Here is a 26,185-nt window from a genome sequence, read left to right on the forward strand (position 1 = left end):
TGAACTACAAATAAAACTATTTTTCTTCTATATAATAGGTGAGATAAATAATAAATTAAGTAAAAGAGTCAAGAGAATAATAGGTTTGCTGTTGCAATGAGAGTAAATTAAGTAAAAGAGAAATGAATTGATTTAGAAGATTTAAAATAGAAAAGTTTCTTTTAATAATAAAGTAGGGAGTAACAAATGGAAAAAACTGTTACATATAAAGAATTAATGGAGCTCGGGTTTCCGGAGAAGACAGCTCGTAATATTATTCGTGATGCAAAACTTATCGCGGTGGAGAAGTTTAAAAAAGATAGAATTAATGATTCAAATAGTGTACAATTAATAAGATCGCCCTTTGACAATAAAAGATTAGGTATAGCTCCAAGGGGTATAGTGGAGAAACTTCTTGGAGGGATTTCGCTTTCTGAAAACAAAAAAGAAAGTGAGAAAACAGATGGTATCTAAAACAAAAAAATATCCTTGCGTTTATGTTGATAAAAAAGATAGAATTTATATTAGCATTGAACTTGGAAAAGACCCAATTTCTGGAAAAAGGGTTCAGCACAAAGCGCGTAGAACTAAGGAAGGAAAACCTTTCGAAAGTCAAAAAGAAGCATATGATGAGGTTGTTCGTATTAAATACGAAAATGGAAGAAAGTTAACTCTTGAACATTACAATATATCATTTGCAGACTATATGAAAGATATTTATTTACCTGCCTATAAACAAAAAGTTGACTTTTCTACCTATAAGACGGCGATGGCTCATCATAACCTTTTTGTAGCTTCTTTTGGAAAAAAACAGCTAAAAGCTATTACCCCTCAAGAATGTGAGTTGTTTAGAATTCGTCTTATTAATGATTATTCTAAAAATTATGCAAAGAATTTGTGGTCACGTTTTAAAGCATGTCTTGGTTATGCAGAACGGTTGGGTTATATTTCCAAACATCCATGTTTAGGGTTAGATAATCCGAAAGGTAAACATCCAGTAACTGAGTTTTGGACATTTGAAGAGTTTAAAAAGGTGATGAGAGCTTTTGATCGTTCGGAGTATGAGGATAGACATCGTTACACAACAATTTGGCTGTATTATATGACGGGGGTGCGCGTGAGCGAAGGACTGGCACTGAAATGGAAAGATATTGATTTTGATAAAAAGCTTCTTAATGTCCATGCAACACTTGAAAAAGATGAAAATGGAAATTGGTATGCTAAGCAGCAGACAAAGACGGTTGCTGGATTGCGTAAAATTGATTTAGACGATGTAACTTTAGAAGTATTAACAGATTGGCGTGAAGTTCAAGTGCAAAATGGCGAAGATGATTATGTTTTATCTCGATTTGGTAAGCCCTTATGTAAATCAACTATTTGTCGTATTATTAAGCGACAGGCTGAGATTGTAGATGTTCCAAAGATTACTGGTAAGGGCTTGCGTCATAGTCATGCATCTTATCTTCTTAATGTTCTTAAGATGGATCCACTGTATGTTTCACATAGACTTGGTCATGCTGATAAATCAACGACTTTAAATGTTTACAGTCATTGGTATCATAATGATGTAATCGGGATTTCTGACAAAATCACTCAGAATATTTTACAATCAAAAATTTTTTAGTATCCTGCCAAAAAAACTGCCAAAATGTAAATCAACTAAATAAACTAGATAATATCAGTAGTTAGCATAAACCTGCTTCAGTTACTCTTAAATAATAAGGTAACGACTCAAGTCGCTTAATAAAGAAAACCAGGGCATAAGCTCTGGTTTTTTATTACGATAAGCGATTGATAGAAACTGATAAATTGATTTGGTTTCCTGCCAAAAATCCTGCCAAAAATTCTTTGGCAGTTTTTTGTTTTAATAAACTTTCGGGGGTAGACACTAGATTGTCTACCCTTTTTTTGCGTTTCGGAGGTAATTATGCAAAAGGAAGAACAGTCATCACGTCAAATCGTGAAGAGCCATATCATGACCATCATGGGAGTTGATAATCTAAAAGCAACTCAACTGGTAAATGAAATGGAACAAACAGGTTTAATCTGATTTGATGAATTCGGTTGTTATATGTATAAATTAAACAATTGTGTTACAATGAAACCATATAGAATTTTAAGTTTTCTCAAAAACTTTCTATAACTAAGAACACATAAGGAGGTAAAATGGTGAAGCATTCTAAAATAACAAAAGTTTTTCAGCTTTCGCTCGTCATCATATTTATTTTAGTCTTGTTAGGGCTCTTTGTTCCCCAGCAGTTTCAAAATATTAGTTCTTACTTAAAAAATCTCTTAACAACTAGTGTTGGCTGGTTTTACTTGTTATTGGTTACGGGGATTTTAATTTTTTGTGTCTTTTTAATTGTAAGTCCGATAGGGCAGATTCGCTTGGGTAATCCCACGAGTCGGCCAGAGCATTCGACGACGTCATGGATTGCCATGATGTTTTCTGCTGGAATGGGGATTGGTCTGGTCTTTTATGGGGCAGCAGAGCCTTTGAGTCACTTTGCTATCTCGACGCCCAATGCAGAAATAGGCAGTGCGGATGCTCTCGCAGATGCTTTTCGTTTTACTTTTTTTCACTGGGGATTTCATGCTTGGGCGGTCTATGCCCTGGTGGGATTGTCTTTGGCTTATTTTGGCTTTCGTAAACGGGAGAAATATCAGCTCTCAGTCGTCTTTAAGCCTCTTTTTGGAAAATATGCGGACGGACCAATAGCAACCATTATCGATACCATCACCATTATTGCGACAGTGATTGGGGTAGCGACAACGCTCGGCTTTGGTGCCTCACAAATCAATGGTGGTCTCTCCTATGTCTTTGGTATTCCTAATAATAGTCTTGTGCAAGTCATCATTATCATCATTGCGACAATTCTTTTTCTTATTTCTGCCTTATCAGGTTTAGGAAAGGGTGTTAAAATCCTATCTAATACAAACTTGATTTTAGCTATTGTCTTGCTTGCTGGAGTCATAGTTTTGGGGCCAACGGTTAAGATATTTGACACCATGACAGACTCTATCGGCCTTTATTTTCAAAACTTCTTCCGTATGAGTTTTCGGGCGGCGGCTTTTGATGAGACCAAGCGGGCTTGGATTAACCAATGGACCATTTTTTACTGGGCATGGTGGATTTCCTGGTCACCTTTTGTGGGCGTCTTTATTGCCCGTATCTCAAAAGGTCGGACTATTCGCGAATTTTTGACAGTAGTGCTTTTGGCACCAACAGTCCTTAGTTTTATCTGGTTTTCTGCTTTTGGTACCTTATCTACTTCACTACAAGATTCGGGGGTTAATTTGATACGTTTTGCCACAGAAGAAATTCTTTTTGCCTCTTTTAATGAATATCCTCTGGGAAGTGTCCTTTCACTCCTGGCAATTATTTTAGTTTTAACCTTCTTTGTGACCTCGGCGGATTCTGCCACCTATGTTTTGGCCATGTTGTCTGAAGATGGCAATCTAAATCCAAGTAATCGTAAAAAGGTGATTTGGGGTGTCATGCTGGCCTTGATTGCTATTGCACTCATGTTTTCTGGTGGATTGACAGCTTTACAAAACACGCTCATTATTGTCGCTTTTCCATTTTCCATAGTACTAGTGTTGATGATGTGGTCGCTTATGAAAGAGTTATATCACGAAAAAGAGCAAATGGGACTCGCCATTACACCAGACCGATATCCTGAGAAGAATCAACCGTTTAAATCTTATGAGGAAAATTAGGAGGATGGCATGGAGTTAAGAGTGCTTCGTTATTTTATTACTATTGCTGAGGAGGGGAGTATCTCCAAGGCAGCTGAGAAGCTGATGATTACTCAGCCGACACTCAGTCGTCAGTTAAAAGATTTGGAGCAGGAACTTGGTGAACCTCTTTTTATCCGTGAACATATCAAGTCGCTTAATAAAGAAAACCAGGGCATCAGCTCTGGTTTTTTCTATTGCTTTTAATATTTTCATTTGTTAGAATGTAGGTGATGTGCGTGCTTGTCACGCCCTTTTTTCTGTGTCTTTTACGGCTTTAGTGGTTGTAAATAACTATAAAAATCTTAAAGGCATGGTAAATGCTAAAAAGAAAAGGAGAAATTTATGGCTTATATTTGGTCTTATCTCAGACGTTATCCTAAGTGGCTAGCAATGAATTTTACGGCAGCCATTTTATTTGTTATTGCTAACTTGGGTTTGCCGACGGTTCTTGCCAGAATGATTGATGAGGGAATAAACCGTGGTGATGTTGATAAGCTTTACGCTTATGCTTGGGTCATGTTTGGTGTAGTTTTGACTGGGATTGTTGGTCGTATACTTCTGTCCTATGCGGTTGGAAAGTTGACCACTACTATGGTGCAAGTCATGCGTAATGACATTTATGCTAAGCTTCAGGAGTATTCCCACCACGAGTATGAGCAGATAGGGGTATCCTCTTTGGTGACTCGTATTACATCAGATGCTTTTGTGCTTATGCAGTTTGCGGATCAGGTTCTTAAGCTAGGGGTTATCACTCCTTTGATGATGGTTTCCAGTGTCTTTTTGATTTTGACGACAAGTCCATCTTTGGCTTGGATTGTGGCAATTTCCTTGCCTTTCCTAGCCGTAGTAGTCTGGTATGTGGCGGTAAAAACACGTCCGCTTTCTGAGAAGCAACAGGCAACACTCGACAAGATTAACCAGTACGCTCGTGAAAATCTGACTGGACTTCGTGTCATCCGAGCTTTCGCTAGAGAAGATTTTCAAGAGAAGAAGTTTGCTTCTGAAAATGCTGTCTATGCGGATAATTCAAACAAGCTCTTTAAATTAACTGGTTTGACTGAGCCACTTTTTGTGCAAATCATCATCGCCATGATTGTGGCAATTGTTTGGTTTGCCCTTGAGCCATTAGGTTCTGGGACTTTGGCAATCGGGGATTTGGTTGCCTTTATTGAGTACAGTTTCCATGCGCTATTGTCTTTCCTTTTCCTAGCCAACCTCTTTACCATGTATCCTCGTACGGCGGTGTCTAGTGAACGTCTGCAGGAAATTATGGACATGCCGATTTCTATCAATCCAAATGAAGATGGCGTGACAGAAACCGAGACTAAGGGATATTTGGAATTTGACAATGTGACCTTTGCCTATCCTGGTGAAACTGAAAGTCCTGTCCTACACAACATTTCTTTCAAGGCAAAACCTGGTGAAACCATTGCCGTTATTGGGTCTACGGGTTCAGGAAAATCATCACTTGTACAGTTGATTCCACGCTTTTATGATGTGACACTTGGACGCATTCTTGTTGATGGTGTGGATGTTCGTGACTATAATCTTAAGGCTCTTCGTCGTAAGATTGGCTTTATTCCACAAAAAGCCCTGCTCTTTACAGGAACCATCGGTGAAAATATCCGTTATGGTAAGGAAAATGCCAGTCATGAAGAATTGAATCAAGCTACGGATGTCGCTCAGGCGAAGGAATTCATCGACAGCAAGGAAGAACGCTACGATTCTCACTTGGCTGAGGGTGGTAGCAACCTTTCTGGGGGACAAAAGCAACGTTTGTCAATTGCACGTGCTGTGGTTAAACGTCCTGATCTTTACATCTTTGATGATTCCTTCTCTGCCTTGGACTACAAGACTGATGCGACCTTGCGCCGTCGTCTGAAAGAAGTGACCCAGGATGCGACAGTCTTGATTGTGGCTCAACGTGTAGGGACTATCATGGATGCAGACCAGATTATCGTTCTTGATAAGGGTGAAATCGTGGGTCGTGGCCGCCACGAAGAGCTTATGGAAACCAATGAGATTTACCGTGAAATTGCCAATTCTCAACTAAATCAAAAGAGTCTTACAGAAGACTAGAAGGAGGTCAAAATGAAGAAAAATAAAATGCAAACAAATCATTCCTCAAGTTTTGGCCGCCTTTGGTCCTACTTGCAGGCTTATCGTTTCCCGCTTTACCTAGCCATTTTCCTGAAAATTGTTAGTGTTATCATGAGTGTTCTTGAGCCAGTGGTCATTGGTTTAGCTATTACCGAGTTAACTAAAAATACGCTGGCCATCATCAAAGGTGTGGAAGGTGCTCGTATCAACGTCTCCTATGTTGGTTGGGTTCTAGTTGTTTATCTCTTGCGTGGTCTTATTTATGAGTTGGCCGCCTACTATTCCAACTATTTCATGACCAATGCTGTGCAAGCAACGGTTCAAGATATGCGTAATGAGATGACTGAGAAAATCAATCGTACCTCAGTGTCATACTTTGATAAGCACCAGTTTGGGGACCTCTTGGGCCGCTTTACTAGTGACGTCGAGACAGTATCTAATGCCTTGCAGCAGTCATTCTTGCAGGTTGTTAATGCCGTCTTTACTCTAGCCTTGGTTATTGGAACAGTGCTTTACCTTAATCTTCAATTAGGAACTATAGTTGTCATCACTATTCCGATTACTTTCTTTGGTGCCCGCTTTATCATGAGTAAGTCTCAGCCCTACTTTAAACAGCAGGCTGATGCCCTAGGTACTCTTAATGGTTTTGTTCAGGAAAATCTGACCGGCTTCAATGTGCTTAAGCTATTTGGCCGTGAGGATAGATCCTTGGACGACTTTAAAGAAATCACGGAAGACCTTCAGAAGGTAGGCTTTAAGGCTAATTTCATTTCAGGACTTATGATGCCGGTTCTTAACGGTTTATCTGACTTGACCTATCTAATTGTCGCTGTTCTAGGTGGTTTGCAAGTCTTGGCTGGTCGTCTGACGATTGGTAATATGCAGGCCTTTGTTCAGTACGTTTGGCAGATTAACCAACCTATTCAGAACTTGACTCAGTTGGCTGGGCAATTGCAGAGTGCTAAATCTTCCTTGGACCGTATTTTCCAACTGATGGATGAACCAGACGAGGCTAATGATGCTACTGAAGTGCTTGAAGGAGATTTGACCGGTCAAGTTAGCTTTAAGCATGTAGACTTCCAGTATGTGGCTGATAAACCTTTGATTCGTGACTTTAATCTTGAAGTCAATCCTGGCGAAATGGTCGCTATTGTCGGCCCAACTGGTGCCGGAAAATCAACGATTATCAATCTTCTCATGCGTTTCTATGATGTGACTGCAGGTTCTATCTCGGTTGATGGTCATGATATTCGTAACTTATCACGTCAGGATTATCGTAAACAGTTTGGTATGGTGCTTCAGGATGCTTGGCTCTTTGAAGGAACTATCAAGGAAAATCTTCGTTTTGGTAATCTTGAGGCAACTGATGAAGAAATTGTTGAAGCCGCTAAGGCTGCCAATGTGGACCACTTTATCCGTACGCTACCTGGCGGTTATAACATGGAAATGAACCAGGAATCAAGTAACATTTCACTGGGACAAAAGCAACTTTTGACCATTGCGCGTGCGCTTTTGGCTGATCCTAAAATCTTGATTTTGGACGAGGCAACCTCATCAGTTGATACTCGTCTGGAACTCTTGATTCAAAAGGCTATGAAGACTCTCATGCAGGGTCGAACAAGCTTTGTCATTGCCCACCGCTTATCAACGATTCAAGAAGCAGACAAGATTTTGGTCCTTAAAGATGGTCAAATCATCGAACAAGGGAACCATGAATCCCTCCTTGCAGATAAAGGCTTCTATTACGACTTGTATAATAGCCAGTTTGCAGAGAAATAAATAAAAAATCCATCAGTTCATAGCTGGTGGATTTTTTCTGAATTTGACGAGCAATAAAAGAGACTTCTCCTATAGGGAAAAGTCTCAAAATCAATATTATTTCTCAGCAGGTCGTGTGACGAACATGGCATCTCCGAAACTGAAGAAGCGGTAGCGTTCTTGGACGGCGTGTTTATAGGCATCAAGGACGAATTCACGGCCAGCAAAGGCTGAAACCAACATCACCAAGGTTGATTTTGGAAGGTGGAAGTTGGTTGAAAAGGCATCTACGACTGTGAATTGGTAGCCTGGTTTGATAAAGATATTGGTCCAGCCTGAGTCGGCTTGGAGTTGACCATCGTATTTATTGCCGATTGTTTCTAGTGTTCGAATAGAGGTTGTTCCCACTGCAATGATGCGTCCTCCAGCGGCTTTGACACTATTGAGTGTATCGGCAGCGTCTTGGCTGAGGGTGTAAAATTCTGAGTGCATCTCATGTTCGTCGACATTATCGACAGAAACAGGTCGGAAGGTTCCCAGTCCAACGTGAAGGGTGAGGTAGACCAATTTTACACCTTTAGCTTCAATCTTTTGAAGTAATTCAGGAGTGAAATGGAGGCCAGCTGTAGGAGCAGCGGCAGAGCCATTTTCCTTGGCATAGACCGTTTGGTAACGGTCACGGTCTTCTAATTTTTCATGGATATAAGGTGGCAGTGGCATCTCGCCCAAACTTTCCAAGACCTCAAGGAAGATACCGTCGTAGCTAAATTCTACGATTCGACCACCGTGATCTAGTTCCTCAGTGACAGTGGCAGTCAAGCGGCCATCGCCAAAACTGACTTTAGCACCTACTTTAAGGCGTTTGGCTGGTTTGGCCAATACTTCCCATTTATCCCCTTGGGTATTTTTCAAAAGTAGGAATTCCACATGGCCGTGGGTATCAGGCTTTTCACCATATAGGCGGGCTGGAAGCACACGTGTATTGTTCATGACCAAGGCATCGCCAGGGTTAAGCTGGTCGATGATGTGGTCAAAGTGGGTATCAGTCATTTCCTTGGTTACAGGATCAATGACCAAGAGTTTAGAGGCATCACGTTGTTCCAATGGGGTTTGAGCAATCAGTTCCTCTGGCAGTTCAAAATCAAAATCGTTTGTATTCATTTCTTTCCTCGTTTAAAAATGTTCAGCCTTTTTATTATAGCACGATATAGGGCGACCGTCATTAAAGGAGTTGAGTGAAAGCGCTTGACAAAAAGGTTAAAAAAAGAGATAATAAAGAAAATGGTATATACCAATATTGAGGTGAATAGAATGAAAAAGATTTTAGTTAAGAATCAAGTTGAGGGAGGCCAAGTTGCCTTTGATCTTCTTAAAGAGAGCCTTGCAGCAGGTGCTCAAACATTGGGCTTGGCGACAGGTAGTTCACCTATCGCTCTTTACCAAGAGATGGTTGAAAGCGACGTGGATTTTTCAGAACTTTACAGCGTCAATTTGGATGAATATGTTGGACTAGCACCAGACCATGAGCAGAGCTACCATGCCTTTATGAAGGCTCAACTCTTTGATGCTAAGCCATTTAAGGAGAGCTTCTTGCCTGACGGCATGGCTGAGGACTTGGAGCAGGCGGCTAAGGATTACGATGACGTCTTGGCACAACATGCCATTGACCTGCAAATCCTAGGAATCGGAAGTAATGGGCATATTGGTTTTAATGAGCCAGGTACGCCTTTTGATAGTCAAACTCATGTGGTCGACTTGACTGACAGCACCATTGAAGCCAATAGCCGTTTCTTTGCTAGTCGTGATCAGGTTCCTACTAAGGCTATTTCGATGGGAATTGCTTCTATTATGGCTGCTAAGAAGATTATCTTGTTTGCCTATGGTGACAAGAAGGCAGATGCCATTTTCAAGATGGTCAAGGGTCCTGTGACAGAGGAAGTACCAGCTAGTGTCCTACAAAATCATCCAGATGTGACTCTTATCCTAGATGAGGCAGCCGCTGCGAAATTGTAATGCTATCTTGTGGAAAATCAATCCACGAAACTCAGGTTGAGGCATTTAGCGCTCAGCCTTTTTCTTTTGTGAAAAGTCACTTCCAAGCAAATCAATTGCCTAGCCCTCTTTGATAGCGCTATAATAGTTAAGTTGACTTTGACTATCAAACAACAGATATAGATATTTCATAAAGAAAGAGGACATACAATGGCAAAACCTATTCGAGTATTGCTTTATTATAAATACCTTCCCATCGAAAATGCTGAGCAATTTGCGGCTGACCACTTGGCTTTCTGTAAGTCAATCGGTCTGAAAGGACGCATCTTGGTCGCCGACGAGGGAATTAATGGAACGGTTTCTGGTGACTATGAAACCACTCAAAAATACATGGACTATGTTCACAGCCTTCCAGGGATGGAGGACCTTTGGTTCAAGATTGATGAGGAAGAGGAGCAAGCTTTCAAGAAGATGTTTGTTCGCTACAAGAAGGAAATCGTTCACCTTGGTTTAGAGGATGATAACTTTGACAGCGACATCAATCCGCTTGAAACAACGGGTGCTTACTTGTCACCAAAAGAGTTTAAAGACGCCCTTCTAGATGAGGACACAGTTGTCCTTGACACACGTAATGACTATGAGTATGACCTTGGTCACTTCCGTGGAGCCATTCGTCCAGACATTCGCAACTTCCGTGAATTGCCACAATGGGTCCGTGACCATAAAGAAGAGTTCATGGACAAGCGCGTGGTTGTGTACTGTACTGGTGGTGTACGCTGTGAGAAATTTTCAGGTTGGATGGTCCGTGAAGGCTACAAAGATGTTGGTCAATTGCACGGTGGTATCGCGACTTACGGAAAAGATCCAGAGGTTCAAGGGGAGCTTTGGGATGGTAAGATGTATGTCTTTGACGAGCGTATTGCCGTTGACATCAACCATGTAGATCCTGTCGTTGTCGGTAAGGATTGGTTCGATGGGACGCCTTGCGAACGCTATGTCAACTGCGGTAACCCATTCTGTAACCGTCGTATGCTTGCTTCAGAGGAAAATGAAGACAAGTACCTTCGTGGCTGCTCACATGAATGCCGTGTTCACCCACGCAACCGTTATGTCTCTGAAAATGGTTTGAACCAAGAAGAAGTTGTCGAACGTCTTGCGGCAATTGGTGAAAGCTTGGATGTAACACCTGCTTAAGTTTAAATAGTGAAGAAGCTGAGAGAGTTCTCGGCTCTTTTTTTGCAATTTATTTCTAAAATAATGACATATATATATTGCAAATGAAAATATATAGTGTATAATTAAGATGAAAACAGATGGTGAACCTAGTCAATTTCGACGATAATATCAGATATGATGAAAAAGGAGGGGGCATGTGGCAAAGAATTTACGCTTAAAAGCAGCTCGAGCAGAGCATGATATGACCCAGGGTGACTTGGCAGAAGCGGTAGGTGCAACAAGACAAACCATAGGGTTGATTGAAGCTGGAAAGTACAATCCCAGTCTAGCCCTATGTATTGCCATTTGCAAAACACTGGACAGGACCTTGGATCAACTGTTTTGGGAGATTTAGGAAGGAAGTAAAGATGATGAAATTTAAGCTTGTTAATAATAAAGTTACAGATGAACGCGAAAAAGCTCTAAATAATAAAGTTGGTGCCGAATGTTTTTACATAATGATTGCAGGGACACTTGCATGCTTGGTCTATAGCTCCTTCTTTAACAAGGGGGTCATCACCTCTAATTACTTGACCTTTCCAATGTTGATAGCATGGATTTGGTCTATTTATAGATCTGAACGACTTAGTGTTAACACATTTGGGGGTTCCGGAATGACAGTCTTAGGTTGTTTACTGGTGACTGCGCTTATCACTCTTATGATAATGTCAGCTAACTATCGGTTTAACCACAATGTCTATCATAATAATCCCCTGGATCCTAGATATCTCATGGCTTGGCCACTTACTTATATTTTGTATATTCCCTTTGTCTTTTTTATGAATTGGTCTATCGTTGCATTGGGAAGATATGAGAGAAGACGTCTCGAAAAACAGCTGGACGATTTGGAGAATGAAGAATAAATAGTGATAGAATCAGACTGTTCTGTTTGGTCTGATTTTTTTATGTTATAATGGGTCCTAAAATTAAGGAGGTCACGTATGCTACTAACTGAATTTGATGCGAATAGACAAGCGATTATCAATCCCGAGGACTTGAATGAGCCTCTTGAGGGGTTTCCTAAAATAGCTGTGTCCTGTTTTTCTCGTTCGACCTTTCAACGAATGATTGAGATGTTTCCCCATGAACTTATCTATGAGACGTCCATGGCGAATGTGGCTATTCCGATTTATAAGCTTGTTATTGCAGAGCAGGAGTTGGCTCTTTTTAATGCACCTGTAGGCGCCTCTGCCTGTGTGGCTATTTTAGAGGATATTTTCGCCTTGGGAGCTGATAAACTTGTACTCTTTGGGACTTGTGGTGTTCTTGATGAAGATATTAAAGAGACTTCTATTATTATTCCTAGTCATGCCCTTAGAGATGAAGGGACGAGTTTTCACTATGTGGAAGCCAGCGATGAGATTGCGGTAAATGTGGGTGTTTTAGACCGTTTTCGTTCCTATCTCAATGAACGTCAGATTTCTCATAAGGAAGGCAAAGTTTGGACAACTGATGGCATTTACCGTGAGACGAATGGTAAACTCAAAGCTCGAAAGGCAGCAGGAGCCATTTGTGTGGATATGGAATGTTCAGCAGTTGCAGCTTTAGCAAAGTTTAGAGGTGTTGAGATCTGTCATTTCTTCTATGCTGCAGATCACCTTTCTGAAGGTAATTGGGATGCCCGTAACTTGATGAATCATGCAGATTTGGATGAAAAGGACAAGGTAGCTTTATTAGCATTGGAGTTTGCGTGTGACTGGAGTGAACCTTAAAAATTCTACTTTTTAGTTTTCTTATTTGTAATTATTCTAAATAACTGTTATAATACTATTTAGAATGATTCTAAATAAGGAGCAAATAAATTGGAAGATAAGAATTTTGCAGAGCGTTTAAATATTTTGAGAGCTGGTGTTTTAGGTGCCAATGATGGAATCATTTCCATTGCGGGAGTGGTTATCGGTGTGGCTAGTGCGACATCAAACATCTGGTTTATTTTGATTTCTGCCTTGTCAGCGATTTTTGCCGGTGCCTTTTCGATGGCCGGTGGCGAATATGTCAGTGTCTCAACGCAAAAAGATACCGAAGAAGCTGCCATCGCTAAGGAACAAGCTCTCCTGGATCGCTCACCTGAAGCAGCTAGAGAGAGTTTGTACCAAACCTTCCTCAGTCAGGGGGATTGCGAAACAGCAGCCGAAGTCAAGGTCAATCAAGCCTTCAGTAAAAATCCTATCAAGGTCTTGGTTGAAGAAAAATATGGAGTGGACTTGAATGAAATTACCAATCCATGGCATGCTGCCGTATCTAGTTTCTTGGCATTTTCAGTTGGTTCCTTGCCACCAGCACTAGCTATCATGCTGTTCCCAGAGCCTTACCGTATTCCTGTAACAGTGGTTGTGGTTGCCCTGACTTTGCTCTTGACTGGCTATATTAGTGCCAAGCTCGGAAAAGCACCTATTAAACAAGCTATGTTGCGTAATTTGACAGTGGGACTCTTGACCATGCTTGTGACCTTCTTGGTTGGGCATATCTTCCATGTGAATGTGTAATTGTTAGTAGTATAAGTCTACCTTTTAGGTAGGCTTTTTTAGTCTGCTAGACCAAGCTTATCCGTGGTACAATAGGGTTATGCGTTTAGATAAATTATTAGGACAGGCGGGCTATGGTTCTCGCAATCAAGTCAAGAAGCTTATTCGTAGCCGTCAGGTATATGTGGATGGCATCTTGGCTGAACAAGATAATCTTAATGTGGATGCTAGTCTTCAAACCATCACGGTTTCTGGTAAGGAACTGGAGCATGCGCCAGAAGTCTACTACCTTATGAATAAGCCAGCAGGTGTAGTGTCAGCTCGAAGGGACAAGGAACACCAAACAGTCATTGATTTGATTAAGCCTGAAGATCAGCGAGAGGGGCTTTATCCTGTTGGGCGATTGGATAGAGATACGGAAGGATTGGTGCTGATTACTAACAATGGTCCCTTGGGCTTTGCCCTGCTTCACCCACGTTATCATGTGGCTAAGACTTATTATGTCGAGGTCAATGATGTTCTGGGGCCTGATGCCCCTGCATTTTTTGAGTCTGGTGTTGTCTTTGAAGATGGGACTATTTGTCAATCAGCTCAGCTGGAAGTTTTAAGTTCTGCGAGTGACAAGAGCTGTGCTCGAATTACGATTTCGGAAGGCAAGTTTCATCAAGTGAAAAAGATGTTTTTGGCTTATGGCGTCAAGGTAACCTATCTTAAGCGTATTTCTTTTGGAGAGTTTAAGCTTGATGAAGGGATAGCTGTAGGTTCCTACCGAACGTTGACCGAAGCGGAAAAAGCAATCTTACGTACTTATCTTGGCTAGTCATTTCTTATTATTAAGGTATGATAGGAACTTTCAATCTCCTGATAGGTCTATCCTATCACTAGGCTTAATACTGTAAGGTCCATAACGACGGTCTTTTCTAGGGGTATAAGTGAAACTTATGGCATTCCATAAGTTTTTTTAATTTCTCAATCCTTGTTTCTGGTGGTATGATGGTATCAATTCGATTGAGAACTGAAGTAAGTCAGGAGCAATGACCAAGTCTAATCAGAGAGGGAGGTTCATTATGACAGAAGCATTTTATAATCATTTAGCAAAGACACGTCATCAGATTCACCAACATCCAGAGGTTTCTGAGGAGGAGCACGAGACGACAGTCTTTTTGAAAGGCTATTTGAGAAATCTAGGTATTGAGCCTTTAAATTATCCCTTGAAGACAGGACTTATCGCTGAGGTTGGGTCAGGTCATCCGATTATTGCTTTGCGTGCTGATATTGATGCCCTACCGATTAAGGAAAAGACAGGACTTCCTTATGCTAGCGACAATGGGGCCATGCATGCTTGTGGTCATGATTTTCACCAGACCTCTCTTCTCGGAGCTGCTCAGCTTTTAAAAGAAAGAGAAGCCGAGCTTAAGGGGACTGTTCGCTTGATTTTTCAACCAGCCGAGGAAAATTTCCAAGGGGCCTATCAGGTCATTGAAGCGGGTGGTCTTGACGGTGTGTCAGCTATCATCGGTTATCACAATAATCCTCACTTGAAACCTGGTCAGATTGGTCTTCGTTCGGGAGCTATCATGGCAGGTGTGGAGCAGTTTAGGGTTGATATTAAAGGTGTTTCGTCCCATGCGGCCCGTCCTGATTTGGGTGTGGATACGGTCTTGGTCACTACGATCATCATCAACAATTTACAACAGATTGTTGCTCGTACGGTATCGCCCTTTGAATCAGCAGTATTGTCAGTTACTCATATCGAAGTTGGAAATACCTGGAATGTTCTTCCAGCAGCAGGCTTTTTTGAAGGAACAATTCGTACCTTTGAGCCTAAGGTTCGTGAAGATGTCATTGCTCGCTTTGAAAAGGTTGTTCAGGCGACAGCGGATCAGTTTGGTGCTCAAGTTGACATTACTTGGGGTAATTCACCTTACGTGACCTACAATGACCAGACACTCACACCACTCATCTTTGAAAATTCTAAGGCCTTTGCAGAAGTGATTGAAACGCTGCCATCAACAGGGGGCGAAGACTTTGCGGCCTATCAAAAGGAAATACCAGGAGTCTTTGCCTTTGTTGGCTCAAATGGTGAAGAAAATGCACCAGACTGGCACCATGATGATTTCCTTGTGAAAGATGAGGCCTTGCCAGTAGCTGTGAATTACTATGTGGAAAACGCCCTTTTCCTACTTGACTATTTTAAGGAGAAAGGCAAATGACCATTCCCTTAATCGGTATTACCAGTAATGAAAACCCTGTTAGAGAGTTGAGAGCTTCACTGACGCCCCATTTATAGGTGTTCATTGGCATCCTGAGTTTCTCTTGGGACATAAGCTCTTAAAAGACCAAGGACTCTTTGATTATTTTGTTAAGAGTTTTAAATAAAGCTTAAGGACTTTAAATTGGTACTACTTTTGATATTGAAAAGGAGGACGTGCCTAAGGAAAAATATTCTTTTGATCATTTAGTTTACACTTAAGAACCCAGCCGATTGGTTGGGTTCTTTTGTCGTATTTTAGAAGCAAGATTTCAGGACTTAGAAAGGGAGGGAAGATTTTTCACTTGCTATTTTTGAGTTTTTTAGATAAAATGAAAGCGTTATCATTTCAAAATAATAGATAGGGAGTGGTCAAGTCATCTTTTTGATGGTTGACCTTATAACTTCCGAATAAGGAGAAACGTATGTTAATTGGTATTCCAAAAGAAATCAAAAATAACGAGAACCGTGTGGCTCTAACGCCTGCTGGTGTGCAAAGTCTTGTAGCTAAGGGACATGTCGTGTTAATCGAAACAAATGCAGGCCTTGGCTCTGGTTTTGCGGATGCAGATTATGCCAATCAAGGTGCTAAAATCGTTGCAACTGCTGCAGAAGCATGGGCAGCAGAACTTGTTGTTAAAGTTAAGGAGCCACTTGCTGAAGAATATGGCTTCCTTCGTGAGGATCTTTTACTCTTTACCTACTTGCACATGGCAGCAGCTCCAGAATTGGCAGATGCTATGGTCAATGCTAAGACAACAGGTGTGGCCTATGAAACAGTACGTGGCCAAGAAGGTCACCTACCACTTTTGGTTCCAATGAGTGAAGTTGCAGGACGTATGGCCGTTCAAATCGGTGCTCACTTCTTGACCAAACAAGAGGGTGGCTCTGGCGTTCTCCTAGGTGGGGTACCTGGTGTTCCTAAAGGGAAAGTGACTATTATCGGTGGTGGTGTCGTAGGGACACATGCAGCCCGCATTGCCCTTGGACTTGGAGCTCAAGTGACTATCCTTGATATCAGTGCTAAACGTTTGTCTGTCCTTGAGGAAGTCTTTGGTAGCCAAATTCAAACACTTATGTCAAATCCGCTCAATATTGAAGCGAGTGTTCGTGATGCTGACGTGGTTATCGGTGCTGTTCTTATCCCAGGTGCTAAAGCACCGAAACTTGTTACTAACGATATGGTTAAACAAATGCGTCCAGGTTCTGTTATTGTTGACGTTGCTGTTGACCAAGGTGGGGTTGTTGAAACTGCGGATCGCGTGACCACTCACGATGAGCCCGTTTATGAAACACATGGTGTCCTTCACTATGCCGTTGCCAATATCCCAGGAGCTGTGGCACGTACATCAACCATTGCCCTTACTAATGTCACTTTGCCTTATATCGAAGCCCTTGCAGGAAAAGGATTCAGAAAAGCCATTAACGACGACGAAGGTCTTCGTCAAGGGGTTACAACCTACCAAGGTCATATTACTAGCAAACCGGTTGCAAAGGGCTTAGACAGAGAGTATACATCAATTGATGAATTGGCATAAATAGATTATTTAGCATAAACAAAGAGGAGTCGCACCATGATTTGGTTGGCTCTTTTTTTGTGGTCTGAGACAAGAAGTGAATCATTTTTTTGCTAGTTGAGGGGTGAGTACTTGCAAAGGATGGATTTTTTCTAATTTTGGTCTTATTTTATGCTATAATGAGTAGAAATATTAAGGGGAGTAATGAGTATCTATAATGCTTGCCATTAGGAGGTTTTATCGTGGCCAACCATATTCGCGTTTTCACAGCAATTGTTTTCTCTCAGCTTGTCGTTCTTTATTTTGGTTTTCGTATGGATGTCTCTTTGACTGAACTGCTAACTACAGTAGTTGTGGCATCCCTGGTTGAGATTATTTATCATGTGAGGCTTGTTCGTAAGATAGGAGCCAATATTTCTTTTGAAACTTTTTGGAAAAATTGTGACCAACTTTTTAGAAAAAATGCTGTGCTATTGGCTATTTTAGTTTGTGACCTACTTATTTTTAAAGGTGGGGATTTCATGGCCTTCACTCTTTGGCAAGTTACCTTTGTTGTTTTGGTAAGTATTATCATCATGGCATCAAATAATGCCCCGGACGCATGATACTACTTAAATCTTACAATAGAAAGTGTGTAGATAATGTTTACCATTCAAAGAAATCATTTGTCGGACCCAGGTGTAGATTATGTCACTTTTGGTAAGGGAGACAAAACTCTTATTATCATTACGGGATTAAGTTTGCAACGATTAGGTGATATGTCCAACCTGACTATTTACTCACTATTTTATCGATACGCTAAGGAGTACAAGGTCTATATTTTTGATAGAAAGGACCATATCGAAGAAGGCATTTCAATTGAAAATATGGCTGATGACCTCTACCATTCTTTACAAGAATTGCATATTGCTAATGCCTCTATCATAGGTATATCACAAGGTGGTATGATTGCTCAGCTGTTTGCTATCAAGTATCCTCAAAAGGTGACTAGTCTGGTGTTAGCTCTGACATTCTCTCGAAATAATGCTATTAGTAGAGAAACCATCAGAGGATGGATAGAGATGGCAGAAAATGGTGATATGGACCAGCTAAATATGGATTCCGTGAGTAAATCATTTTCGTCACCTGTTTTAAAGAAATTATATGTGATTAACAGATTATTTTTGAAGTCTGTAAGCAAGGAAAAACGCCATCGATTTGTTGGTTTAGCCAAGTCAATTCTAGCCTTTGATTGCTATAGTTCGCTTGATAAAATCACTTGTCCGACCCTTGTTCTGGGAGCCAAAAACGATTTGGTTCTGGGAGTGGATGGTGCAAGGGAACTTGCAAATAGCATTCCAAATGCTTCCTATCACGAATTTGACAAACTAGGACACGCGACCTTTATTGAAAGTAAGCAATTTAATAAAATGATATTAGAATTTCTGCGAGAAAACACTTAGGTAGTGGACTTATGAAAATCTATTAAAATAGAATGAGAAAGGGGTTACAGTGGAGCTTGTAGCCTCTTTTTATTTTCAGTTCAGATATGTGCAGTCTGAAAAATTAAATGATAGAATGGCAATAGATAGGAGGACACAGAAATGTTAAACTATGATTTGATTGTTATCGGTTTCGGTAAAGCCGGTAAAACTCTGGCTGCTAAGATGAATGCGGCTGGTAAGAAAGTTGCTGTCATCGAGCGCAGTAAAGCCATGTATGGTGGTACTTGCATTAATATTGCGTGTATCCCAACTAAGACCATGATTGTAGCGGCTGAGAAGGGCTGGTCTTTTGAGGACACTATGAAAGAACGTGGTGCGGTGACTGGTCGTCTTAATGCTAAGAATTATAAAATGTTGGCAGACAATGGCGTTGATGTCATTGATGCAGAGGCACATTTTGTGTCAAATAAGGTTATTGAAGTAGTAGCTGGTGATGACCGCCAAGAGCTTACAGCTGAGACTATTGTTATCAATACTGGTGCTGTGTCTAATGTCTTACCTATTCCTGGTTTGACAACAACTGAGCATGTCTACGATTCAACTGGTATTCAAACCCTTAAAGCCTTGCCAAAACGTCTGGGTGTCCTAGGTGGTGGTAATATCGGTCTTGAATTTGCTGGCCTTTATAACCGTTTGGGAAGCCAAGTGACTGTCTTGGATGCTGCGACTAGCTTCTTGCCACGTGTGGAGCCATCTATTGCTAAGTTGGCCAAGGAATACATGGAAGAGGATGGCATTGTCTTTGAGCAAGGTGTTAAAACTTCTGAAGTTAAGAATGACGGTGATGAAGTTGTCGTTGTTACTGACAAAGGCGAGTTCCGTTTTGATGCGCTTCTCTATGCGACAGGACGCAAGCCTAATATTGAACCTCTTCACTTGGAAAATACCGATATTGCTTTGACAGAACGTGGTGGTATTCAGGTTAATAAGCATTTGGAAACTAGTGTTCCAGGTGTCTTTGCAGTGGGTGATGTTAATGGTGGCCTTCAATTCACTTACATTTCATTAGATGATTTCCGTATTGTCTTTAATTACTTGACAGGGGATGGTAGCTATAACCTTGAAACACGTGGAGTTGTTCCAACAGCTATGTTCCTAAACCCACCTTTGGCTCAGGTTGGCCTTACTGAAGACCAAGCCAAGGAACAAGGCTTGCCAGTAGCAGTTAAAGAAATGCCAGTGGCAGGTATGCCTCGTGGTCATGTTAACGGTGATTTGCGCGGTGCTTTCAAAGCTGTGGTAAATCCTGAAACTAAGGGAATTTTGGGAGTGACCCTCTTTGGTCAAGAATCTCATGAAATTATCAATCTAATTACCCTAGCGATGAATCATCACATTCCATATACAGATTTGGCTAAACAAATCTTTACTCACCCAACTATGGCTGAGAACCTAAACGATTTGTTTGCGATTTAAAATGAAAAGAGCTGAGAGGCTCTTTTTTTGAAAACATATCTCTAATACAAAGCGACACTCTAGGTTAGATGTCGCTTTTTTTGCGCTTTGATGATAAGATAGAAGTGCTATAAGAAAATTCTTTATATTGGTGCTCTTTGTCTCTTTGAATGCATGATTGACCTTGAGTCACCACTAGAATCTGTATGAAAAATCTAGAAAGACACTCGCCTGTAAATTCGTCTGTGAGTGTGTGTAATTTATGACTAAGAAAGTAGGAGTGGGCAAGGCTCACAGTAAGATTATTTTGATGGGGGAGCACTCGGTCGTTTATGGTCATCCTGCCCTTGCCCTCCCTCTTAAGGATATTGAGGTTGTCTGTCAGATTCAGGCGGCTGAGACTCCTTTGACGCTCAAGGCTCAAGATCCCTTGACGACGGCGATTTTTTCAGCGCTTAATTATCTGAAAATCAAGAATCAGCCTATCAGCTATGCTATTAAGTCTAGTGTCCCTGAAAAGCGTGGCATGGGGTCGTCTGCGGCTGTAGCCATTGCGGCAATTCGAGCGGTCTTTGATTATTTTAATCAGGAGCTTAGCCAGGAGACCTTGGAAATGCTAGTCCATCAGGCGGAGACCATTGCCCATAGTAAACCTAGTGGTTTAGATGCAAAGACCTGCTTGAGTGACAAAGCCATTAGCTTTACGCGTAATATCGGTTTCAAGGAAATCGAGGTCAATTTAGGTGCCTATCTGGTCATTGCTGATACGGGTATCCATGGAAATACCCGTGAGGCCGTGGAAAAGGTTGAGGCCATTGGTTTAGATGCCTTGTCAGATCTCAACCAACTGGGCGAATTAAGTCAGAAGGCAGAACTAGCTCTCAAAGCCAAGGATCAAAAGCTTCTTGGTCAGATCATGTCTCAAGCCCATAATCACCTTAAATCTTTAGGGGTGTCTTGTGATTTGTCGGATCTTCTAGTAGCAACTGCTCTGGAGCATGGTGCACTGGGAGCCAAGATGTCAGGCGGAGGATTGGGTGGCTGTATTATTGCCCTGACAAGTACTAAAGACCAAGCCCGAACGATTGCTAAAAAACTTCAAGAAAAAGGAGCCGTAAACACGTGGATAGAAAGCCTGTAAGCGTCAAATCGTACGCAAATATTGCTATTGTCAAATACTGGGGTAAGGCGGATGCGGAGCGTATGATTCCTTCAACCAGTAGTATCTCACTGACTTTGGAAAATATGTATACGGAAACCAAGTTATCTTTTCTGCCTGAGGATGCGACTGGTGATGTCATGTATATCGATGATGAGCTCCAAGGAGAAAAAGAAACAACCAAGGCCAGCAAGGTTTTAGATCTCTTCCGTACTAATCCAAACCAACATGTCAAGATTGAAACTTGGAACAACATGCCAACAGCAGCGGGTCTATCCTCAAGTTCCTCAGGACTTTCTGCCCTAGTTAAGGCAGCTAACGAGCTCTTTCAAGTCGGAAAAACGCAGTCTGAATTAGCTCAAATTGCCAAGTTTGCTTCAGGTTCGTCATCACGGTCCTTCTTTGGACCATTGGCAGCCTGGGACAAGGATAGTGGTGAGGTTTACCCGGTTGAAACAGACCTTAAATTGGCCATGATTATGCTGGTTTTGACAGATCAAAAGAAACCCGTATCAAGCCGGGACGGTATGAAATTGTGTACCGAAACATCGACCTCTTTTCCAGAGTGGATTAAACAGTCTGAGCAGGATTACAAGGATATGTTAGACTACCTCAAGGCTAATGATTTCCAAGCAGTCGGTGAGCTCACTGAAGCTAATGCTCTTCGTATGCACCAAACAACAAGTACGGCTAACCCACCATTTTCATATCTAACGGAAGCCTCTTATCAGGCTATGGACAAGGTTAAGGCCCTCCGTGCCTCTGGTGAGCAGTGTTACTTTACTATGGATGCAGGACCAAATGTTAAGGTGCTCTGTCTGGAAGAAGACCTAGACCGCCTAGCAGACCATTTCAGTCAGGACTATCAGGTCATTGTTTCACGCACCAAGGAGTTGCCAGATGCCTAAACAGTCGGTCAATCAGGTCACAGTAAAAACAGGTGGGAAACTCTACATTGCTGGAGAATACTCAGTCTTAACAGCTGGGCAGACAGCCCTAATCCAATTTATTCCTATTTTTATGTCGGCAGAGGTCAAGGAAGCCCAAACTACCCAGTTGACCTCAGATATGTTTGACTATAGTGTGGGCCGTGAGCCAGACGAAAATTACGCCCTCATTCAAGAGGCCTTGAATACTTTTGAAGCCTACTGTGGTGAGGATTTACCCGCTCTGGACCTTTCCATCACTGGAAAATTAGAACGAGATGGGGTTAAATTTGGTATCGGTTCTTCGGGTTCTGTTGTGGTATTGACCCTCAAGGCCTTGGCAGCAGCCCTTCAGAAAGACTTATCCAAAGACATTCTCTTTAAGCTAGCTAGCTACACCCTTCTCAAGCAGGGAGATAATGGTTCTATGGGAGATTTAGCTTGTATCGTATACGAGGATCTGATTTCCTATCGTTCCTTTGACCGTGCAAAAATAGCAGAGCTTATAGACCAAATAACTCTATCAGAGCTTTTGGAAAAAGACTGGGGCTATCGTATCAGTCCTATAGTGCCAGTTCTCAAAGCTCACTTTTTGGTGGGGTGGACCAAGCAAGCTGCTATCTCAAAAGACATGGTTAAAATGGCCAAATCTCGCATATCAAGCACGTATCTAAGTGAAACCGAAGTGGCTGTTCAAGATGCCATCAAGGCTCTGGTAACAGGAGATAAGAACTTGTTTAAGAGCAGCCTTCAGGCTGTCAGTGACCAGTTGGAATCACTTAGTCCAGATATTTATGTGGCCAAGCTGAAAAAACTCAAAGAAGCTAAGCAAGGCCTAGATGCCATTGCTAAGTCCTCTGGAGCAGGAGGTGGCGACTGTGGTATCGCCTTTGCCTTTGACCAAGCAAGCCGAGATACCTTAGTTGAGCGGTGGCAAGAGGAAGGAATAGAGCTCTTGTATGAGGTTTAGGGGTCAGCTAAGTAGACATTATCACGCAAGAAAGTAAAGAAATAACCTATGACAAATCGTAAAGACGATCACATCCGTTATGCCCTTAAGTACCAGTCGCCCTACAATAGTTTTGACGATATGGAACTTATCCACAAGTCTCTACCGACTTATGATTTAGATCAGATTGACTTGTCCACACATTTTGCTGGACGAGATTGGGATTTTCCCTTTTATATCAATGCCATGACAGGTGGTTCTACCAAAGGTGGCGCAGTTAATCGAAAACTAGCTGAGGTGGCCAGCCGAACAGGTATTCTCATGGTGACGGGGTCCTATAGTGCTGCTCTAAAGGGAGAAGCACCAGAATCCTTTGACTATCGCCAAGAGTTTCCAGACTTAGACCTAGCGACTAATATCGGTGTGGATAAGTCTGTGGATCTGGGGATTAAGACGGTGGAAGCGATGAACCCAGTCTTTTTACAGCTCCATGTTAACTTTATGCAGGAGCTTCTCATGCCTGAGGGAGAGCGTATTTTCCACACTTGGAAGGAAAATGTGGCGACTTATGCGCAGAAAATAAAAGTTCCTCTTGTGCTTAAGGAGGTCGGCTTTGGTATGGATTTGGAAACCATTCGTTATGCCATGTCTCAGGGTATCAAGACTGTGGATATCTCAGGTCGTGGTGGGACTAGCTTCGCCTATATTGAAAATAGTCGAGGCGGCAACCGAGATTACCTCAATGACTGGGGACAAAGCACCGTTCAGACCCTTTTGCAAGTCCAAGACCTTCGTGATAATGTGGAAATCCTAGCCTCTGGTGGCGTGCGGAACCCACTTGATATGGTCAAATGTCTGGTTCTAGGAGCAAAAGGTGTAGGCCTCTCACGAACTGTCCTTGAATTGGTGGAACGTTACCCTGTGGATAAGGTTGTGGCTATCGTTAATGGCTGGAAGGACGACCTTCGTCTCATCATGTGTGCCCTTGATTGTCGGACTGTTGATGAGCTCAAATCTGTTGATTACATTCTACACGGTAAGCTACAAGGGACTTATATCAAGCAAAGAAAGTAAGAAAGAGCCAAGTGCTCTTTTTTAATTTTTCTTATTATTTTAAAATACTGTAATGTAAAACATTGTATTTTTCAGTCAACGCATGTTTGTTTTCAAAAACACATGGAATGATAGGTGTTAGGTTAAAGAAATATTAAAGGAGTAACTATGTCTCAGCAGGTTATTAAAGCGGACAATTTAGTCAAAAGCTTTGGGTCTTTTAAGGCCATAAGTTCCCTCACTTTCGAAGTCAACAAGGGAGAAATTTTAGGTTTCCTTGGGCCATCTGGATCTGGTAAAACAACTACAATTAATATTCTCACAGGTCAATTAAAACCAGACCAAGGGCAATCATCGATTCTAGGTAAGTCCTCTACCAATCTGAATGAGGAAGACCTTACCAATATCGGTCTAATTACGGAGAATAGTGGCTATTATGAAAAGTTGAGCCTTTATGACAATCTCCTCTTTTTTTCAAAGTTCTATGATGTTCCACAAGGGAACCTTGATGATTTGATGAAGCGTGTGGGTCTCTATGACAGACGTAAAACGCTGGCTGAAAAGTTATCAACAGGGATGAAACAACGTATGTTACTCGTCCGTGCCATTATTAACAAGCCTCAAGTTCTCTTTTTGGATGAACCGACTTCAGGCTTGGACCCGTCAACTTCCCAGTCTATTCATGAACTTATTAAGGAGTTGCAAGCAGAAGGGACAACCATTTTCCTAACGACCCATGATATGCACGAGGCGACTATCCTCTGTGACAAGATTGTCCTTCTTAATAAGGGACAAATTGTGGAAGCGGGGACTCCAAGTGATCTGATTCAAAAGTACAATACAGCTAAACGTGTCAAAATTACCTATCAATCTGGTGAGGAGAACTACCTATCGTTTTCAGAGTTGGGACAAGTCAGCCAGATTGATGATATTCTAACCATACATTCTTGTGAACCGACCTTGGAAGATGTCTTTATCCAACTAACAGGAGGTAAGCTCAATGCGTAAGCAGTTAAAATCACTCATGTGGCTCAGACGCCGAATTATCTTATCAAATAAAAGTATCTTGATTCAAGTCTTGCTACCATTTGGCTTTACTTATCTATATAAAAAACTCACTGAGATACAAGACGCATTGAATACAGAATCCAAGGTTAGATTGCTTGTAATGTGTTTGTCTATGGCCCTTTTATTTGGGACTGGGAATACAATTAGTACCATTGTGTCTGAGGAAAGGGAGAAGAAGACCCTCCGTACTCTCCTTCTGAGTGGTGTTAAGACGAAAAATTACATAATCTCTACCCTTGTTTTCCCATTCGCCATTAGTCTTGCTTCAGCTCTTTTCATTCCTAAAATTCTAGAGATTGATTTGGGTAAACAGTCAGATACTTATTATCTTATTGTTTTATTAACTGCGGTAGCTGTCATGCTTATCTATCTATTTATTGGTATGGTGTGTAAGACTCAAATTTCTTCACAGATTGTTAGTCTACCAGTAACGATGATTAGCCTTTTTATTCCAACATTTTTAGGCATGAGTGATACCTTTGATACCGTTATAAAATATAGTCACATGGGACTTTTCACAAATGCACTTAGTGATTTGGACCACTTTAAGTGGCAGGATCAAAAAGCTAGTTTAATAGCTCTAATCATCTGGATTCTGGTCTTTGCATTGCTTGACTTCGTGCAGGCTAAGAAAATACGAAAGATTTCTTAATTTTCCTATTGAAGAGATAAGTTTCTATGTTGGCTATGACGTCCGCACTCACTTAAGGAAAGTCTAAAAAAATCCATTTTACAAAAGAATATCTTACAAAAAAGAGCGGAAGCTCTTTTTTTATTACCCACTCAAGCAAAAAGTAACTTTTCCCCTTGACAAGTTACTGCCTTAGGAGTATTATTTTCAGTGAAATACGGTAGGTGAGGCTACCACAAGGATACGGATGACTACCGCAAAGCAGTGGAGACACTACTCGTTGGTCAACAGTCCTGATCGCCAAGGTCAAGACTAAGCTCATTTCATCGCCTTGCGGAGCTAAAGCTTGAACGGTCTATTTTTTGACAGAATCTATTAAAAAATCAACCTCGAGTTTATAGAGTCTTACCTGTATATGGGTAGGACTCTTTTCTTTTGTCTGAGGTCCACCCACTATGTAAAAAAATGAAAGGAGAAACCTATGAGACTAATCGACGATCAC

General features: G+C 41.4%; 24 protein-coding genes, 2 pseudogenes and 1 riboswitch. Of the genes and pseudogenes, 25 read left to right on the top strand and 1 reads right to left on the bottom strand.

Translation table 11 applies throughout. From position 1 onward, the window contains the following. Positions 1-186: 186 nt before the first annotated feature. The 7 genes and pseudogenes from AX662_RS00565 to AX662_RS00590 all read left to right on the top strand — a co-directional run bounded on the left by AX662_RS00565 (position 187) and on the right by AX662_RS00590 (position 7,599). Positions 187-453, top strand: a complete 267-nt coding sequence (locus tag AX662_RS00565; RefSeq protein ID WP_060971291.1) for a DUF3173 family protein — start codon at positions 187-189, stop codon at positions 451-453. Then, positions 443-1,668, top strand: a pseudogene (locus AX662_RS00570) (tyrosine-type recombinase/integrase). Before AX662_RS00565 ends, AX662_RS00570 begins: the two are co-directional and overlap by 11 nt. A gap of 238 nt (positions 1,669-1,906) precedes the next feature. Next, the gene (locus AX662_RS11025) at positions 1,907-2,029 is read left to right on the top strand and encodes a hypothetical protein (protein ID WP_002269975.1); all 123 of its coding nucleotides are present in this window, start codon (positions 1,907-1,909) and stop codon (positions 2,027-2,029) included. 116 nt (positions 2,030-2,145) lie between these two features. After that, the gene (locus tag AX662_RS00575; RefSeq protein ID WP_013990980.1) at positions 2,146-3,699 is read left to right on the top strand and encodes a BCCT family transporter; all 1,554 of its coding nucleotides are present in this window, start codon (positions 2,146-2,148) and stop codon (positions 3,697-3,699) included. Positions 3,700-3,708: 9 nt separating this feature from the next. Further along, positions 3,709-3,876: pseudogene (locus tag AX662_RS00580) on the top strand (LysR family transcriptional regulator); the annotation flags it as partial. Between the two features lie 186 nt (positions 3,877-4,062). Further along, a complete protein-coding gene (locus AX662_RS00585) occupies positions 4,063-5,799 on the top strand; it encodes an ABC transporter ATP-binding protein (protein WP_060971293.1) in 1,737 nt (578 codons plus the stop codon). 12 nt (positions 5,800-5,811) lie between these two features. Continuing rightward, complete coding sequence (locus AX662_RS00590; RefSeq protein WP_060971294.1) at positions 5,812-7,599, top strand: ABC transporter ATP-binding protein; 1,788 nt, start codon at positions 5,812-5,814, stop codon at positions 7,597-7,599. 96 nt (positions 7,600-7,695) lie between these two features. Here AX662_RS00590 and queA read toward each other — a convergent pair whose 3' ends face one another. Further along, positions 7,696-8,739, bottom strand: a complete 1,044-nt coding sequence (queA, locus tag AX662_RS00595) for a tRNA preQ1(34) S-adenosylmethionine ribosyltransferase-isomerase QueA (RefSeq protein WP_060971295.1) — start codon at positions 8,737-8,739, stop codon at positions 7,696-7,698. Positions 8,740-8,889: 150 nt separating this feature from the next. Here queA and AX662_RS00600 point away from each other — a divergent pair, with 150 nt between their 5' ends. From AX662_RS00600 to AX662_RS00685, 18 genes are all read left to right on the top strand, one after another. Next, entirely contained in the window at positions 8,890-9,591 is a 702-nt protein-coding gene (locus AX662_RS00600) for a glucosamine-6-phosphate deaminase (protein WP_060971296.1), read from the top strand. 189 nt (positions 9,592-9,780) lie between these two features. Then, positions 9,781-10,764, top strand: coding sequence for an oxygen-dependent tRNA uridine(34) hydroxylase TrhO (gene trhO, locus AX662_RS00605; protein WP_037602037.1), 984 nt, complete (start codon positions 9,781-9,783; stop codon positions 10,762-10,764). Positions 10,765-10,942: 178 nt separating this feature from the next. Next, positions 10,943-11,140, top strand: coding sequence for a helix-turn-helix transcriptional regulator (locus AX662_RS00610; protein WP_014621323.1), 198 nt, complete (start codon positions 10,943-10,945; stop codon positions 11,138-11,140). Positions 11,141-11,153: 13 nt separating this feature from the next. Beyond that, positions 11,154-11,648 (top strand): DUF6773 family protein, encoded by a 495-nt coding sequence (locus AX662_RS00615; RefSeq protein ID WP_060971297.1) that lies wholly within the window; start codon positions 11,154-11,156, stop codon positions 11,646-11,648. A gap of 78 nt (positions 11,649-11,726) precedes the next feature. Continuing rightward, positions 11,727-12,497: a nucleoside phosphorylase gene (locus AX662_RS00620; RefSeq protein ID WP_060971298.1), complete on the top strand. Its 771-nt coding sequence runs from the start codon at positions 11,727-11,729 to the stop codon at positions 12,495-12,497. Between the two features lie 90 nt (positions 12,498-12,587). Continuing rightward, on the top strand, positions 12,588-13,271 hold the full coding sequence (locus AX662_RS00625) for a VIT1/CCC1 transporter family protein (protein WP_060971299.1): 684 nt from the start codon (positions 12,588-12,590) through the stop codon (positions 13,269-13,271). A 79-nt stretch (positions 13,272-13,350) separates the two neighbouring features. After that, positions 13,351-14,070 carry a 16S rRNA pseudouridine(516) synthase gene (locus AX662_RS00630; protein WP_037599696.1) on the top strand — a complete coding sequence of 240 codons (720 nt, stop codon included), beginning with the start codon at positions 13,351-13,353 and terminating at the stop codon, positions 14,068-14,070. A gap of 247 nt (positions 14,071-14,317) precedes the next feature. Beyond that, the gene (locus tag AX662_RS00635; protein WP_060971300.1) at positions 14,318-15,463 is read left to right on the top strand and encodes an amidohydrolase; all 1,146 of its coding nucleotides are present in this window, start codon (positions 14,318-14,320) and stop codon (positions 15,461-15,463) included. A 463-nt stretch (positions 15,464-15,926) separates the two neighbouring features. Then, positions 15,927-17,039, top strand: a complete 1,113-nt coding sequence (ald, locus tag AX662_RS00640; protein WP_060971301.1) for an alanine dehydrogenase — start codon at positions 15,927-15,929, stop codon at positions 17,037-17,039. A gap of 221 nt (positions 17,040-17,260) precedes the next feature. After that, positions 17,261-17,623, top strand: coding sequence for a hypothetical protein (locus AX662_RS00645; protein ID WP_048676088.1), 363 nt, complete (start codon positions 17,261-17,263; stop codon positions 17,621-17,623). A gap of 36 nt (positions 17,624-17,659) precedes the next feature. After that, positions 17,660-18,460: an alpha/beta fold hydrolase gene (locus tag AX662_RS00650; protein WP_048676085.1), complete on the top strand. Its 801-nt coding sequence runs from the start codon at positions 17,660-17,662 to the stop codon at positions 18,458-18,460. A 141-nt stretch (positions 18,461-18,601) separates the two neighbouring features. After that, positions 18,602-19,918, top strand: a complete 1,317-nt coding sequence (locus AX662_RS00655) for an FAD-containing oxidoreductase (RefSeq protein WP_060971302.1) — start codon at positions 18,602-18,604, stop codon at positions 19,916-19,918. A gap of 241 nt (positions 19,919-20,159) precedes the next feature. Further along, positions 20,160-21,038: a mevalonate kinase gene (mvk, locus tag AX662_RS00660; protein ID WP_060971303.1), complete on the top strand. Its 879-nt coding sequence runs from the start codon at positions 20,160-20,162 to the stop codon at positions 21,036-21,038. Continuing rightward, the gene (gene mvaD / locus AX662_RS00665) at positions 21,020-21,964 is read left to right on the top strand and encodes a diphosphomevalonate decarboxylase (protein ID WP_060971304.1); all 945 of its coding nucleotides are present in this window, start codon (positions 21,020-21,022) and stop codon (positions 21,962-21,964) included. The genes mvk and mvaD overlap by 19 nt, the downstream gene beginning before the upstream one ends. After that, the gene (locus AX662_RS00670) at positions 21,957-22,952 is read left to right on the top strand and encodes a phosphomevalonate kinase (RefSeq protein WP_060971305.1); all 996 of its coding nucleotides are present in this window, start codon (positions 21,957-21,959) and stop codon (positions 22,950-22,952) included. Before mvaD ends, AX662_RS00670 begins: the two co-directional genes overlap by 8 nt. Positions 22,953-23,000: 48 nt before the next feature. Continuing rightward, positions 23,001-24,005 carry a type 2 isopentenyl-diphosphate Delta-isomerase gene (gene fni, locus AX662_RS00675; protein WP_060971306.1) on the top strand — a complete coding sequence of 335 codons (1,005 nt, stop codon included), beginning with the start codon at positions 23,001-23,003 and terminating at the stop codon, positions 24,003-24,005. Positions 24,006-24,152: 147 nt separating this feature from the next. Next, a complete protein-coding gene (locus AX662_RS00680) occupies positions 24,153-24,992 on the top strand; it encodes an ABC transporter ATP-binding protein (protein WP_060971307.1) in 840 nt (279 codons plus the stop codon). Continuing rightward, complete coding sequence (locus tag AX662_RS00685; RefSeq protein WP_060971308.1) at positions 24,985-25,704, top strand: ABC transporter permease; 720 nt, start codon at positions 24,985-24,987, stop codon at positions 25,702-25,704. Before AX662_RS00680 ends, AX662_RS00685 begins: the two co-directional genes overlap by 8 nt. A gap of 188 nt (positions 25,705-25,892) precedes the next feature. Further along, a riboswitch (M-box (ykoK) riboswitch) is annotated at positions 25,893-26,048 on the top strand. Positions 26,049-26,185: the final 137 nt, after the last annotated feature.

It is taken from the genome of Streptococcus sp. CCH5-D3, assembly GCF_001556435.1.
Taxonomy (GTDB): domain Bacteria; phylum Bacillota; class Bacilli; order Lactobacillales; family Streptococcaceae; genus Streptococcus.